14 protein-coding genes are annotated in these 14,146 nt (G+C 68.0%); 7 read left to right on the forward strand and 7 right to left on the reverse strand.

Annotation, left to right across the window (positions count from 1 at the left end; all coding sequences use genetic code 11):
* Positions 1–312 precede the first annotated feature (312 nt).
* The 3 genes from AB0M74_RS20420 to AB0M74_RS20430 all read right to left on the reverse strand — a co-directional run bounded on the left by AB0M74_RS20420 (position 313) and on the right by AB0M74_RS20430 (position 2,416).
* Positions 313–498, reverse strand: coding sequence for a hypothetical protein (locus tag AB0M74_RS20420; RefSeq protein ID WP_366527838.1), 186 nt, complete (start codon positions 496–498; stop codon positions 313–315).
* A gap of 166 nt (positions 499–664) precedes the next feature.
* The gene (locus AB0M74_RS20425) at positions 665–1,180 is read right to left on the reverse strand and encodes a gamma carbonic anhydrase family protein (protein ID WP_366527839.1); all 516 of its coding nucleotides are present in this window, start codon (positions 1,178–1,180) and stop codon (positions 665–667) included.
* A gap of 240 nt (positions 1,181–1,420) precedes the next feature.
* A complete protein-coding gene (locus AB0M74_RS20430; protein WP_366527840.1) occupies positions 1,421–2,416 on the reverse strand; it encodes a helix-turn-helix domain-containing protein in 996 nt (331 codons plus the stop codon).
* Between the two features lie 71 nt (positions 2,417–2,487).
* Between AB0M74_RS20430 and AB0M74_RS20435 the strand changes: the two genes are divergently transcribed.
* Together AB0M74_RS20435 and ald are read left to right on the forward strand one after the other, a co-directional pair.
* Positions 2,488–3,255 carry an MBL fold metallo-hydrolase gene (locus tag AB0M74_RS20435; RefSeq protein ID WP_366527841.1) on the forward strand — a complete coding sequence of 256 codons (768 nt, stop codon included), beginning with the start codon at positions 2,488–2,490 and terminating at the stop codon, positions 3,253–3,255.
* Between the two features lie 355 nt (positions 3,256–3,610).
* Entirely contained in the window at positions 3,611–4,726 is a 1,116-nt protein-coding gene (ald, locus tag AB0M74_RS20440) for an alanine dehydrogenase (protein WP_366527842.1), read from the forward strand.
* Positions 4,727–4,887: 161 nt separating this feature from the next.
* On the opposite strand, the gene sigJ is transcribed toward ald, so the two are convergent.
* Positions 4,888–5,865 (reverse strand): RNA polymerase sigma factor SigJ, encoded by a 978-nt coding sequence (sigJ, locus tag AB0M74_RS20445; RefSeq protein WP_366527843.1) that lies wholly within the window; start codon positions 5,863–5,865, stop codon positions 4,888–4,890.
* A 448-nt stretch (positions 5,866–6,313) separates the two neighbouring features.
* On the opposite strand from sigJ, the gene AB0M74_RS20450 reads away from it, so the two are divergent.
* On the forward strand, positions 6,314–7,237 hold the full coding sequence (locus AB0M74_RS20450) for a cobalamin biosynthesis protein (protein WP_366527844.1): 924 nt from the start codon (positions 6,314–6,316) through the stop codon (positions 7,235–7,237).
* 270 nt (positions 7,238–7,507) lie between these two features.
* On the opposite strand, the gene AB0M74_RS20455 is transcribed toward AB0M74_RS20450, so the two are convergent.
* Together AB0M74_RS20455 and AB0M74_RS20460 are read right to left on the reverse strand one after the other, a co-directional pair.
* Positions 7,508–8,365: an SURF1 family protein gene (locus AB0M74_RS20455; protein WP_366527845.1), complete on the reverse strand. Its 858-nt coding sequence runs from the start codon at positions 8,363–8,365 to the stop codon at positions 7,508–7,510.
* The gene (locus AB0M74_RS20460; RefSeq protein WP_366527846.1) at positions 8,362–8,904 is read right to left on the reverse strand and encodes a low molecular weight protein-tyrosine-phosphatase; all 543 of its coding nucleotides are present in this window, start codon (positions 8,902–8,904) and stop codon (positions 8,362–8,364) included. The genes AB0M74_RS20455 and AB0M74_RS20460 overlap by 4 nt, the downstream gene beginning before the upstream one ends.
* 44 nt (positions 8,905–8,948) lie before the next feature.
* Here AB0M74_RS20460 and cobC point away from each other — a divergent pair, with 44 nt between their 5' ends.
* Positions 8,949–9,986 (forward strand): Rv2231c family pyridoxal phosphate-dependent protein CobC, encoded by a 1,038-nt coding sequence (gene cobC, locus AB0M74_RS20465; protein ID WP_366527847.1) that lies wholly within the window; start codon positions 8,949–8,951, stop codon positions 9,984–9,986.
* A 122-nt stretch (positions 9,987–10,108) separates the two neighbouring features.
* The gene (locus tag AB0M74_RS20470) at positions 10,109–11,233 is read left to right on the forward strand and encodes a Nif3-like dinuclear metal center hexameric protein (protein ID WP_366527848.1); all 1,125 of its coding nucleotides are present in this window, start codon (positions 10,109–10,111) and stop codon (positions 11,231–11,233) included.
* Positions 11,234–11,330: 97 nt separating this feature from the next.
* Here the strand turns inward: AB0M74_RS20470 and AB0M74_RS20475 are convergent, their stop codons facing one another.
* On the reverse strand, positions 11,331–11,906 hold the full coding sequence (locus AB0M74_RS20475; RefSeq protein ID WP_366527849.1) for a hypothetical protein: 576 nt from the start codon (positions 11,904–11,906) through the stop codon (positions 11,331–11,333).
* Between the two features lie 319 nt (positions 11,907–12,225).
* Between AB0M74_RS20475 and AB0M74_RS20480 the strand changes: the two genes are divergently transcribed.
* On the forward strand, positions 12,226–12,870 hold the full coding sequence (locus tag AB0M74_RS20480; RefSeq protein WP_366527850.1) for a hypothetical protein: 645 nt from the start codon (positions 12,226–12,228) through the stop codon (positions 12,868–12,870).
* A 481-nt stretch (positions 12,871–13,351) separates the two neighbouring features.
* Positions 13,352–14,089 (forward strand): C4-type zinc ribbon domain-containing protein, encoded by a 738-nt coding sequence (locus AB0M74_RS20485; protein ID WP_366527851.1) that lies wholly within the window; start codon positions 13,352–13,354, stop codon positions 14,087–14,089.
* Positions 14,090–14,146 lie beyond the last annotated feature (57 nt).

The following is a 14,146-nucleotide window of genomic DNA, read 5'->3' on the forward strand; positions in this document are numbered from 1 at the left end:
ACCAGCGGGCGAAGATTCCGTATTCCGTCGGTGACGCGATCTATGCGCGGGCGCCGGCAAACCCGGAATCGGCGCCGACACCCGGGCGGAACCGGCCGGTGCGCCACCGATCCGAAAGTGGGCAGGGGAGGTGATCGGACTTTTGACAGCAGGGAAGTCCTTGTCGGACTTCGTCTCGCAACGACGAGGCGGTCCAGTGTGTATCGATATGTTGTGAACTGTTGCCGGACTTGGTAATTCATCCCTCGGGCACGGACAATGCAAGCGGGATGACCACTGCCGCATCGCCAGCGACGAGGCGGCGGTCAGGCATCACTGGTGCGGTAGGTCCAGCGCCGCCATCTCTTGTTCGATCGCATTGGCCGCGAAATCGACGCCACTGGAACGCAATTCGTGAACTCGACGCTGTAGCGCCTCGATTCCGCCCGGTTGGGCCGCGATATCGGCTACGCTGAGCCGCCCCTTCGGCCGATGCATACCCGTCTGTCCGTACGCCACCGTGGTACCTCCTGCCTGCACACTGCGCGCCGGCCGTCCCGATGGGATCGACTCTGCGCTTACAGGCCGCACGTCGGCTGTGTCGGCAGCGGATCCCGGGATGCCGGGCACGCTGGAAAAATGTTATCAGCCATTCCTGCTGGGCATTTGGCGACTGTGCGCTGTCTCACAGGATCTTCGCGTCGCGGTGGTCGACCGTGTTGCGAAGGTACACAGCGGCACCGAGCCGCAGGCCATCCTGCTCAGCCGCGCTGAGTTCGCGACGGACCTTGCCCGGCACACCTGCCACCAGCGAGCCCGGCGGAATGTGGGCGCCCTCGGGAATGAGCGCGTTGGCGGCGATCAGGCTGCCCGCGCCGATCACCGCGCCGTTGAGAACGGTCGCACCCATGCCGACCAGCGCATCGTCACCGATCGTGCAGCCGTGCAGAATCGCGTTGTGCCCCACCGAAACTCCCGTGCCCACCGTCAGTGGAAAACCGGGATCGGCATGTAGCACGCAGCCGTCCTGAATATTGGTGCGGGCGCCGACGCTGATCGCCTCCAGGTCGGCGCGCACCACTGCGCTGTACCAAATGCTCACCTCGGCCGCGAGTCGCACACGCCCGATCACGGTCGCATTGGGTGCGATCCACGCACTCTCGTCGACTTCCGGCGCAAACTCGCCCACCTGAATCCTCATGCGGAGAACGTAGCCACGCCGCCGCGGTAGCTGGGCAGCGCCCCGAGTTCACGCAGGAGTGTGCCGACGATCCGGGTCGGGCGGTCGGTTCCGAACGTTCGCTCGGCTGGATCGCGGATCGCTCGAACTGGACTGCTCGCATGTCGCGTTCGCCGCGGGGTCGCGTGCGGAAGCAACGAAAACCAAGGTGTCCCACCTGTCGTGGTGAGGCGTGCTCGGGCTGATTGTGGCGTAGATCCGTCAGCCGGCCATGCTTCGAGCGAGACTCGTGCCGGAGCGTGGAATGTCCGCCGCGGCGGACTGGAACATGGCGCGGTGAGCGGCGGGACTGGTGCCCAGGATGCGATGGAAGTGGTGGCGCAAGCTGACGGCACTCCCGAACCCGGTTTCGGCGGCGATGCGATCCATCGTGTCGGCGGTGGATTCCAGTAGCAGCCGAGCGCGGTCGGCGCGCTGGTGCAGGAGCCACTGCTGCGGGCTGCTTCCGGTGCGGTCGCGGAAATGCCGGGTGAAGGTGCGCCGGGACATCAGCGCGATGGCAGCCCAGCTGTCCAGATCGATCGGATCGCCGAGATGTGTTCGAGCCCAGACCATTGCGTGTTCGATGGGATCGTCGTCGGCGGCATCGGGGACCGCGATCGGGATGTACTGGGCCTGTGAGCCACTGCGGTGTGGCGCGGTGACCAATGCTCTGGCCAGTTGGGTTGCCTCGCGGCTACCGAAATCGGTGCGAACCAGGTGCAGGCAGCAGTCGAGCGCGGCGGCGACCCCGGCGGAGGTGACGAGGTCGCCGAGATCCGACCACAGTCGGTCGGCGCGCACCAGGACCGCGGGGTAGGCGCGGGCCAGATCGGCGGCAGCCGACCAGTGTGTCGTCACCTCGCGTCCGTCGGCGAGGCCGCTCGCGGCCACCGCCCAGGAGCCGAGGCACAGGCCAACGATCCTGGCACCGCGTGTGTGCGCGCCGTGCAGTGCGGCGCGCAGGTCATCGGATATCGCGGCGCCGCGCGGCCAGCTGGGAATCACCACGGTGTCGGCGCGCTCGAAGACCTCGAGGCCGTGCTTGACGTCGATGTCGAATCCGGCAGGCGTGCACAGAGCGCCTGGGCGTTCGGCACATACGTCGACTCGATATGGTGTGCGGCCGTCCGCGCCGACGCGTCCGAACACCAGGGACGGTACCGAGAGATGGAACGGGCTGACATTCTCGAAGGCCAGAACCGCGACTGAGTGCATGGCCCGATTTTAGCGGTAGATGGCACTCGGGCCACTGGTCGTGAGGCAACGTATCGGCAAATATCGACGTCATGAGCGAAACGATCGAACGCACCACCCTCGAGGCCCTGCACATCGGCGGGCCGACCCTGCGCTTGCGGTACGCGGGTCTGACCTGGCTGACCGACCCCACCTTCGATGCGCCGGGTGATTACCAGGGCCCGATCACCTTGCACAAGCTCACCGGTCCCGCCGTGCCGCTCGAGCAGGTCGGATCCGTGGACGTGGTGCTGCTCTCGCATGACCAGCACGCCGACAATCTCGACAATTCCGGTCGTGAGTTCCTTGCCACCGTCGAGACCGTGTTGTCCACGCCGGATGCGGCCGGCCGCGTGAACGGCGTTCGGGGACTGGCGAACTGGGAGACCATGACTGTCGGGGAAGTTCGCGTGACCGCCGTTCCCGCGCTGCACGGGCCCGAGGGGTGCGAACCGTTCAGCGGCGTCGTCACCGGTTTCGTGCTGCAGGCCCAGGACCTGCCGACGGTGTACGTCTCCGGTGACAACGCGTCGGTCGCTCTCGTCGAGCAGATCGTCGGGCGCATCGGGCGCATCGACATCGCCGTCCTGAATGTGGGCGCCGCCAATGTCGGCCGTTTCGGTGACACCGACGTCACCCTCAACGCCCGGACCGCCCTCCAAGCCGCCGAACACCTCGGTGACGCGGTCATCATCCCGGTGCACGCCGAAGGGTGGGGCCATTTCACCGAATCCCTCGATCATTTGGCCCGCGTCTTCGCCTACGGCGGCCGCGCCGATCAACTCCGCATTCCGCAGCCCGGCCGAACATTCACGGTCTGAACGACCATGTCCGAACGCACGCCCTCGAGGCCACCATGGTTCTGATCGCAGGGTCGGCTCGTCGTCGAAGCCGGGAGAGCGACTTTGCTCCTGTGCTGCCTCGAGCTTGCGTCGGTTCTGATTGTCGGTCGGCTCTTCGGCGGAGCCCGGGTCGGATATCGCGATGTGAGCATCGCTGTGCCGATCCGGGGTTACCGCCGCCTGCACATCCCGTACTGCAACCTCCGGCGTAGCGGATGGTTGCCCCGGAAGGCGAGTTCGGCTCACTGTCGTATGCCGCTCGGGGTCGGAGTTCGCCGAGGTCGACCGCGCGGCGTTGGTGGCATCGGGTGGGTGTGTGGTCCACGATGGCGGTATGAGGATCGGAGTACCGCGGGAGGTCAAAGAGCAGGAGCTTCGGGTGGCGCTGACGCCGGCGGGGGCCGGGGAGTTGGTTCGGCACGGACACGAGGTATTGATCGAGGCAGGCGCGGGGGTGGGGTCGGGGTTCGCCGATTCCGCCTATGTCGCGGCCGGGGTGCGGATGGTGCCCGACGCCGACCAGCTGTGGTGGGAGGCCGAACTGGTGCTGAAGGTGAAGGAGCCGATCGCGCCGGAGTATGCCCGGATGCGGCCGGAACAGGTGCTGTTCACCTACCTGCATCTGGCCGCGTCCCGCGAATGCACCGATGCGATTCTGCACTCGGGGTGCGTCGCCATCGCCTATGAGATGGTGCGTGCGGCCGACGGCTCGTTGCCGCTGCTGGCGCCGATGAGCGAGGTCGCGGGCAAGCTCGGCAGTCAGATCGGCGCGTATCACCTGATGGCGCCGCTCGGCGGCGCCGGGCTACTACTGGGCGGCGTGCCAGGGGTGCGACCGGCGGACGTGGTGGTGCTCGGTGGTGGCGTCGCGGGCAGCAATTCGGCCGCGGTCGCCGCCGGCATGGGCGCGAAAGTGACTGTGCTCGATACCAATTTGGTGCGGCTACGCGAGCTGGACGCCCAATTCAACGGGCGCATAACTACTCTCGCGTCGAACGCGGTCGCGATCGCGCAGGCGGTGCTCGCGGCGGATCTGGTTGTCGGCTCGGTGCTGGTGCCGGGCGCGCGGACACCGAAATTGGTCTCCGATGACCTGGTCGCGGGCATGCGCCCCGGCTCGGTACTGGTGGACATAGCTATCGACCAGGGCGGCTGCTTCACCAGCTCCCGTCCGACGACGCACGCGAATCCCACTTTCCGCGTGGCCGATTCACTGTTCTACTGCGTGGCCAATATGCCGGGCGCGGTCCCGCACACCGCCACTGTCGCGCTCACCAACGCGACACTGCCCTATGTGCGCGCCATCGCCGACCACGGCTGGCGCCGGGCCTGCGCCCAACACCCCGACCTGGCGCGCGGACTGACCGCCAACGCGGGACACCTGCTCTCGGCGGAAGTCGCTACCGCACACGGATACCCGGTATTGAAGCCCGTTGGCTCGGCCGGCTGACGACCATCGACAGCTGATCGGCTGGAAGTCGTTGCCGCAGAGAGACCCCGGCTCGGCGAGGCGGCGGGTGCGGCCTCGATATCGAAGCGACGGCCGTGGAAGCCGGATTTCGGCCAGCCGAACGGGCGGCTTCCCCGGCGGGAAACCGCCCTTGGCGGTGGCTATTCGGCGCTGGAAGAACCGTCCTCTTCGGGGTTTCGACCGAGGTACCAGTCCGGGGCGCCGGTGGTCGGCAAGTCGTGTAGCTTATCCGGGTTGCGGACCACATCGATCGCGACAATGCGGCCCGCGTCGACGGTGAACGCGAAGACACCGGTGTGGTTGCCGTCGAAGACGACGAGGCCGGGCTGACCGTTGACCATGACCGCGCGGCCCCACGCGCCTGCCGCCGACGGCGCGTGGTACCAGCCGAGCAGCAGCTTCGCGACCAGCTCGGCACCGTGCACCGGCTGCCGGATCGCGGGCACCTTGCCGCCGCCATCGGCGGTGAGGCTGACCTCGGAATCCAGCACGCCGAGCAAGGCGCTGAGGTCACCGGACCGCCATGCCACCGCGAACGCCGAGACCACCTTCTCCTGCTCGTCCGGCGACGCGGGAAACCGCGGTGTCCCGTCCTCGATGCGCTTGCGTGCGCGCGAGGCGAGCTGACGAACCGCCGCCGGAGTGCGCCCGACCACCTCGGCGACCTCGGGTCCGGTCATACCGAACACATCCTGGAGAACGAACGCGGTGCGCTCGGCGGGGGACAAGGATTCGAGAACCACCAGCAGGGCCGTGGTGACCCGCTCGTCCTGGGTGATGCGGTCGGCGGGGTCGTCCCAACTCGTCACCTCGGGCTCGGGAAGCCATTCGCCGACGTATTGCTCGCGGCGCACTCGGGCGGAGCCGAGGTAGTCCAACGCCAGCCGCCCGGTCACCGTGGTCAGCCAGGCCCGCAGGTTGTCGATCTCGCCCGCCTTGCCCGACTCGTGCTGGCGCTGCAGCCGCAGCCATGCCTCCTGCACCACGTCGTCGGCGTCGGTGAGGCTGCCGAGATTGCTGTAGGCGAGCCGGCGCAGGTATGGCCGATGCTCCTCGAACTGCCTGGCCAACTCGGCCTGGTCGATGGGCTCGGATGCGGAGGGCTGATCGGAAGTCACTGGTCTCGCCGTTCGGTCGTGCGGCCCCTGTCGGGGGCGAGTCTATGGGGGAGTCATCAGGTTGACGACTCAGGGCAGAAGAGTGTGACACACGGCGACACGCCGTACGCACATATGGGTTGCGCGGAGTGCGCTGTGGTGGGTGGGCCCATCCCGCGACCTCGGTGTGTGGTCGAGACCGAGGAATGCGCGGGGTCCGGGTGGTCTGGGTGGGGTGTCGTCCAGCGGCGGCCGGGCTGCGCGGGATCCTCGTGGTGTCGCGCTGTTGGGCAAGTGACCTACCCGAGCAGCCGCTGTTGCTGAGCCGTTGAATCGAGTGGAATTCGCGGCGTTCGAGCGGTTACTGCCGATGACGTCGGGTTTGCGTGGCGTGTGCTGTGCCATGCGGAATGCTGCGGTTCGCCGGTGTGGCCGTTGACGTGTGGTCGGTACCGGCTAACCTCGCCGAGTGCACACGGGGACCTCGACCGCTGCCGGGCTGCTGCTCGGTTTCGCGCTCGACCGCGCGTTCGGTGATCCGCGGCGGTGGCATCCGGTGGCCGGGTTCGGTTCGGCGGCAAGCGCGCTCGAAGCCGTGACCTATGCCGATCGGCGGTCGGCCGGAGTGTTGCACGAGGCGCTATCGGTGGGCGCGATTGTCGCGGTCGGTGTCGGTGCTCGGCGTGGCGGGCTTGTTGCCACGGCGCTGGCCACGTGGACGGTGCTCGGCGGGCGCAGTTTGGCGCGGGCCGGAAGGCAGATGGCCGACCGCCTCGAATCCGGCGATCTGTCCGCCGCACGAGCGTTGCTGCCCTCGCTGTGCGGGCGCGATCCGGAGGTGCTCGACGCGGACGGATTGGCCCGCGCCGCAGTGGAATCCATTGCCGAGAACACTTCCGACGCGACGGTGGCACCGCTGGTGTGGGGCGCGGTCGCCGGTGTGCCCGGCCTGCTCGGCTACCGCGCGATCAACACCCTCGACGCGATGATCGGTTACCGCAACGATCGCTACGAACGATTCGGCTGGGCCGCCGCCCGCACCGACGACCTGGCAAACCTGCTGCCTGCCCGCCTCACCGGCCTGCTCACAGCGGCACTGTCCCCCTTGGTCGGCGGCCGCCCCGTCGACGCACTGCGTGCCTGGCACCACGACGCCGCCAAACACCCCAGCCCCAACGCGGGCGTCGTCGAAGCATCGATGGCGGGCGCACTCGGCATCCGCCTCGGCGGCCGCACCCAATACCGCTACGGCACCGAACTGCGCCCCACCCTCGGCGAAGGCCCACCCCCCGCGGTGGCGGATCTCCGCCGCGCCGTCCGGATGTCGGAAGCCGTCCAACTCGGCGCTGTCCTCACCACCGCCCTCTGGTCATTCCTCCGCTCTCCCCGCTGACCGATCTCCGCACCGAGCAGACATGGCTTCCGCCGACATGGATGACCAGCTCGGGATTCGGTGACGAACGGGATATGAGGGAGTTGCACTCGGCGTTCGTCGCCGCGATGTCCCGTTTGTGGGGTTTGAGCTGTGCGGACTTTCAGCGCCGTCCGCTGGGTGATGTTCGTGCTCGGCCAGTCGCTATCGGCTCAGGATTCGATGAGGAACGGGACCCGAGGGAGGAAGCTCTGAGGTCGGCCCGCAGCGATGCCCCGGCAGTCTGGTAGTTCAGCGATTGCCGCCGTAGCGGTCGGCCAGGCGTTGTTCCTTGGTGGGAGCTGTTGTGGGGGAGGGGGTTTCGGCGGAGGGTGGGGTGGTGGTCGCCTTTTCTTTGCGGCGTTCGCGGATTTCGGCGTAGATGAAGTAACCGAGGCCGAGGGGGGCCATGATGCCGAAGGCCAGCCATTGCAGGCCGTAGGAGAGATATGGGCCCGCGTCGAGTTGAGGGAGGGGAGTGGGGGTGAAGGCGCCGGGCTGGTTCTCGTCGAGTTGGAGGTAGCCGCCCCGCTCGCCGGTGGGGATGGCGGTCAGTGGTTGCTGCAGGACGGTGGTTTCCTGGGTGGTGTCGATCGAGTAGACCTGGCGGTAGCCGTCTTGGACGGACGGGTCCTTGCCGGGGGTGACGCCCTCGGACGTGCGCACCCTGGCCTCGATGTGCTGCGAGCCGGTGGGTGGGTCGGGGATCTGTGGCGGGCGGGTGCCGTCGACGGCGGCGACGAGGCCGCGGTCGACGAGCAGGATCTTGCCGTTGTCGAGCCGGAAGGTGGACAGCACGGCGTAGGCGGGAGCGCCGTCGAGGTGGCGTAGCCGGACCAACACCGTCGACTCGGGGAGATAGGTGCCGGTCGCGGTCACTCGACGCCACTCGGCGTGCGAGTCGGTGTCCTTGTTGTCGAGGACCGCGGTGATGTCGATCGGTGCGGCATCTACCGAGTCGGCGATGAGCTGATTGCGATGCGATGTGGCGGTGTTCTTGCCCAGTTGCCACGGCGCGAGCACCGTGAAGCAGAGGTAGGCGAAAGCGGCCACCAGCACGGCGAGAATCAGCCAGCTGGGGCGTAGGAGGAACGTCAGTCTGCGGATCATGAGCGTTTGTCGGTGGCCGTTTGCGCGGCGTATCGGAGGGGGGTCGGCTCGGCGGCGGCGCGGGTGTTTAGCGTCGTACGGACCCAGTCGAGCAGGCCCGGGATGGCTGCCTCGATCTGCTCGCGGACGAGCTCGAAGTCGGCGGTGCTGCCGTAGTACGGGTCGGGGACATCCGGACCGTCGGCGCCGGGGTCGAAGCTGCGCAGGAGTCGGCGTCGGTCGGTAGGCACGCCCAAGCGGGCGAGTTCGCGTTCGTGGCCGGTGTCGAGGGCGATCAGCAGGTCGGCGTCGCGGTGCTCGTCGCCGAAGACAGCCGCGACGTGACCGGTCGGGTAGCCGTGCTTGCGCAGTGTCGTGGTGGTGCGCGGATCGGCGTCGTCGCCGACATGCCATGCGGTGGTGCCCGCGCTGCTGACCCGCACCTGGTCGGCAAGACCGGCGCGGTACAGATGCCCCGCGAACATCTTCTCCGCCATCGGCGATCGGCAGATGTTTCCGGTACAGACGAACGACACGTGCAGCTCAGCCACGACAGCCATTCTGGCCGGTGCTGCCCGCGGGCCGCCACGTAGGGTGTTTTCTTGTGCCCGAGGACAGCGTCGATCACGCGAAACTGCGCCACCACGGCGACGTGGACGTGCGCCCGGGCATGCTCGATTTCGCGGTGAATGTGCAGGGCAACGCGCCGCCGGACTGGCTACGCCGCAGGCTGGCCGCACGGCTGGACGGGCTGGGACGCTATCCGAGCGCGGCCGAGGATCTCGCGGCGAGGTCCGCGGTGGCGCTGCGCCATTCTCGCCCGCCGGAGCAGGTGTTGTTGCTGGCAGGCGCGGCCGAGGGCTTCGCCATGCTGCCCCGGCTCGCGCCCGGACTCGCCGCGGTGATCCATCCCTCGTTCACCGAGCCCGAGTTGGCGTTGCGCGACGCGGGTGTTGCGGTCACTCGGGTCCTGCTCGAGCCGCCGTACCTGCTGGACCCGGCGTCGGTGCCCGAAGCGGCGGACCTGGTTGTCCTCGGCAATCCGACCAATCCGACCTCGGTGCTGCATCCCGCCGAAGTGATCAGCGCTATGCGCAGGCCCGGCCGGACCATTGTGGTCGACGAAGCCTTCGCCGACGCGGTGCCGGGGGAGACCGAATCGCTGGCGAGCCGCGCCGCACCCGATGTCCTCGTCCTGCGCAGCCTCACCAAGACCTGGGCACTGGCGGGTCTGCGTTGCGGCTACTTTCTCGGCGCACCGGAACTGCTCGCCCGGCTGAACCACGGTCGCCCGCACTGGCCGCTGGGCACCCTGCAGCTAGAGGCGGTCACCGCCACCGCCGCGCCGTTCGCGGTTGCCCAGGCGCGAGATAGGGCTCGGGCACTCGTGGTCGAACGGGATTCGATGATCGAACGGTTGACGGCAGCGGGCATCGATGTCCACACCCCCGCCGCTGGGCCGTTCCTGCTGCTGCGCGTCGCCGACGGCGAGTTGCTGCGCAAGCATCTGGCGGATCAAGGGATAGCAGTCCGCCGTGCCGACACGTTCCCCGGCCTCGGTCCGGACTATCTGCGTGTCGCAGTTCGCGGCACCGAAGAGGTGGGTCGGCTGCTCGACGGCATCCGCGCGGCGGGCTGGTGATGGCGGCCGAACCGGTGTCGAATTCTCGCCGCAGTGGATCGCGACGTCAGAGGATGAGGGTTCGCGGTCTGCTGTGCCTGGGCCGGGAGTGGTTGTGAGATGAGCGAACTGGAGGAAGGCGGATGGTGACGACGCTGGCGGACGTGATCGGAGTACTCGATTCGGCGTATCCGCCGAAGCTGGCCGAGTCGTGGGACTCGGTCGGGTTGGTGTGTGGAGACCCTGCCGAGGGGGTGTCCCGGGTGCTGTTCGCTGTCGACGCGACGGCCGCGGTCGTCGAAGAGGCGATCGAGTGGCGGGCACAGGCTTTGGTGGTGCACCATCCGTTGCTGCTGCGTGGTGTGGACACCGTTGCCGCCGACACGCCGAAAGGTGCGTTGCTGCATCGCCTGATCCGGTCCGGCTGTGGGTTGTTCAGCGCGCACACCAACGCCGACTCCGCCGACCCCGGCGTCTCCGATGCGCTGGCTTCGGCGATCGGTCTGACCGTTACCGGCCCACTGGACGCGAAACCGCGCACCGCCGTGGACAACTGGGTCGTGCAGGTGCCGCGCTCGCATACCGATGCGGTGCTGGCGGCCTTGTTCGCCGCGGGTGCGGGTGGTAACGACTCCTACCGGGACTGTGCGCTGCGAGTGCCGGCCATCGGCCAGTTCCGGCCGGTGGCGGGGGCGAATCCGGCGATCGGTTCGCTCGGTGCGTTGCAGCAGGTCGAGGAAGACCGTGTCGAGGTAATCGCGCCGCCCGCCGCCCGCGCCGCGATTCTGGCGGCACTGCGCACCGCGCATCCTTATGAGGACCCGGCCTATCACGTCAGCGAGCGTGCGACGCTGCCCTCCGGGCTCGGCATCGGCAGGGTCGGCACGCTGTCGGAGCCGGAATCATTGCGCGCCTTCACTTCTCGGGTCGCAGCCGCGCTACCTGCCACCGCCTGGGGTGTCCGCGCGGCGGGCGACCCCGAGCGCATGATCCATACGGTCGCCGTCTGCGGCGGTGCGGGCGACTCCTACCTGAACGCCGCAGCACGCCTGGGCGTAGACGCTTACCTCACCTCCGACCTGCGCCACCACCCGGTCGACGAACACCTGCGTGGGGGCGGCCCCGCCCTCGTCGACGCCGCCCACTGGGCGACCGAATTCCCCTGGTGCGCACAAGCCGAGACGGTGGTGCGTGCCGCCCTGCCAGACCTCGAGACCCGGGTATCGACGTTGCGCACCGACCCGTGGACAGTGAGCGCCACGGCCTGATCGCACCGAGGTCCGGTGGGTTGTGCGGCCGGCTCGGCTCGTCAGCGCGGCGATCTGTACATCTGGACCAGTGGTGGGAAGCGCTGGGGGCCGCGTTCTATTCCGCCGCGGTGGTCGGATGCTGGTGGTGGATGGCATTCCCGAAGTCGGGATGGGCGGTGATCACGACGTGTGATCTGTCGGGTGTCATACGCGCCTCGGCGAAGATCTCCGCGCGTTCGAATGCGCCCCTGGCCAAGAGCAGGCCCACCGGAAACCAACCGGGGAAAACAGCGAATACCAGCGGTAGGGCCAGCCCTCGTGCACCCTGCAGCAGCGCGAGAACGAGGGCGACAACGGTGATTGCCGCCGCGGCCAACAGGAATTGGCCGATCCGCACGAATCGGCCTGCCCGGCGCAGGCATGCCGGGCAGGCGGGCCAGTCGCCGTGCAGCACGATGTGCGGGTCGAAGTTGAACGGGTCTTTCGATGCGATCCGCGAGAAGATGCGGATGAGGAATCGAGCTGACGTGAGGCGCTCGGCCCCGCCCCGACGCTCCACGAAGGGGATCTGAGCGGTCCGCTGTTGCGCCGCGGGGCGGCCGTGCTCGCTGCACACGCTCGGCAGCTCATGCCGCAGGACGAGATGGAGCGGCGCGCCGTTCGACGGCATGTCCTCGCCCGGATCGGGCATGACCGGTAGCGAAATGTCTTGCCGGTGCGACCGTGATCGCATCCGGAAATGTGATACGCCAGTGCCTGAGTCGTCCATTGTCACTCGTGTCGTCCGGGTTGATTCGTGCTGTCCACGACCAGCTTCCGCGCCGAGGGCGTCCGGCTCTCCTGCGAGTGTCTCCGACATCAGGCTCCCTCATGGTGCGGTAGGGCGTTCACACCCGCTCTGGACGCCCCGAAGGCCCCCGCAGCGATCCTAAACGGGGCATATTCGGCGTGTCTGTGGAGTGTCGGCCGTTCGGGCGAATCGGTTGGGCGCGAACGGGTATAACGACCGCATGAAGTTCCCGGTGGACCTGGGGATCGTGCAGATCGGGCTGATGCTGCTGATCCTTGTCGCGTTAGCACTGTTGATATCGGCGTTGGTGATGGTGCGCAGGGTCGGATTGCGGGTTCTGCTCGGCCGGGGCGCGGCGGGTCTGTGCCTGTTACTCGTCGCGGTGGTGCTGCTGTGGGTGGCGACGCTGATCCAGACGTATCTGGGCCTGAGCGGCGAGGTCAAGGCCGCTCATGTGGTGGTGACTCCTGTTGCGGGACAGGAACATCGACTCGACGTCGAGCTCACGTTGTACGGCGACGGCGAGCATGGCGAGAAGCACGAGAAATACCAGGTCGAGGGCGACCTGTGGGTCTTGCAGGCCAATATCGTCGAGCTGGAGCCGTGGGTGAATGCGCTCGGCTTCCACTCCGGGTACAAGGTGACCCGGTTGTACGGCCAGCGTCTCGACGGCATCGCAACCAGTCAGAACCAGATCTTCGTCAACGGCGACGATCAGGACTTCTTCGCCGATATGCGGAAAGGCCGCTGGTGGACCGAACCTTTCGTCCGCTCCGCCTACGGCAACGCCGCCATCGGAACACCCGGCGAATTCGACGTCTTCATCTCCAGAGACGCCATCAAACCCCGCCCGACAGGCCATTAGCCCCCGACCCCGTGCCCTCGACACGAACAGGACTCGATCGCGGGGCCTGTCGCGGTATGTGCCGTAGCCATGTCCCGTGCGCGCGGGAGGGCTCCGGTTACCCGGGCAGGAGCACCGGTGCGGCGGAACTCCTGATGGCCCACGGGGGACCGTGGAGGTGGCCGGGCGCCCGCTGGATCGCTGCTCCTCGGGTTGTCAAGGCTCGAGACGTCCAGGTCACTGGGCTTCGGCGTCTCGGACTCGGTGTCGTCGGAAGGTCGGCTGCCGGTCGGGTCCGGCGGGGGCGGGCAGCTATTGTGCGGTGGCGTCTTGTCGGCCCCGTCGCCGGGATATGGCCCCTGCTCCCCACCCCCAACACCCGCTGACGTGGCCTCGGACCTGATCGACCGGCCATCCGAGGTACGGTTGAGCACTGGTGTTCGCCGTCGTACCGGCGCGCGGTACCTCCCATCCGTCCATAGCGTCCAGGAGTTTGTTCGCGTTGAATGTCGAACCCCCGATCCACGCCAAGCTGCTGCGACTCGCCGCTGTCGACGCCGAACTGACGCGGATTGCGCATCGGCGCACCGTGCTGCCCGAGCAGCAGGAGGTGGCGCGGCTGGAAGTGGAGCGCAATGCCCACAAGGACGCCGCGGTGGCTGTGGAGATCGTGTTGGACGATCTCGATCGCGATATCCGCAAGCTGGAGGGTGAGGTCGAGGCGGTTCGCAAGCGTGAGGAGCGCGACAGGGGGATGCTGACCGCTGGTTCGGTGGGTGCCAAGCAGCTTTCGGAGATCCAGCATGAGCTGGGCAGTTTGGAGCGGCGCCGGTCGGTGCTCGAGGACGAGCTGCTCGAGGTGATGGAGCGTCGCGAGGCGTCCGCCTCCGACCATGAGCATGCGGGTGCGCGGCTGGACAGGACCGAGCAGGAGCTGGCCGACGCGCAGCGGCTGCGGGACGAGGCGCTCGCGGATCTCGATGTGGCGCAAGGCCGTTGCGAGGGCGATCGGTCGGGTCTGGTCGGGCTGTTCCCCGCCGATCTGTTGAGCATCTACGACCGGCAGCGCACTCAGAACGGTGTCGGCGCGGCGCTGCTGCAAGCACGCCGGTGCGGGGCCTGCCGGATCGAGCTGGACCGCGGTGAGATCGCGCGCATCACGAAGGCCGCGCCCGACGCGATCGTGCGTTGCCCGGAATGCGGCGCGGTGCTGGTGCGCACCAAGGAATCGGGGCTGTGAGTTCCCGAGTCCGGGTTTCGGCGCGTGCGCGAACCGTAACCGTGGCAGGTCGAGTTC

It is taken from the genome of Nocardia sp. NPDC051463, assembly GCF_040681975.1.
GTDB lineage: Bacteria > Actinomycetota > Actinomycetes > Mycobacteriales > Mycobacteriaceae > Nocardia.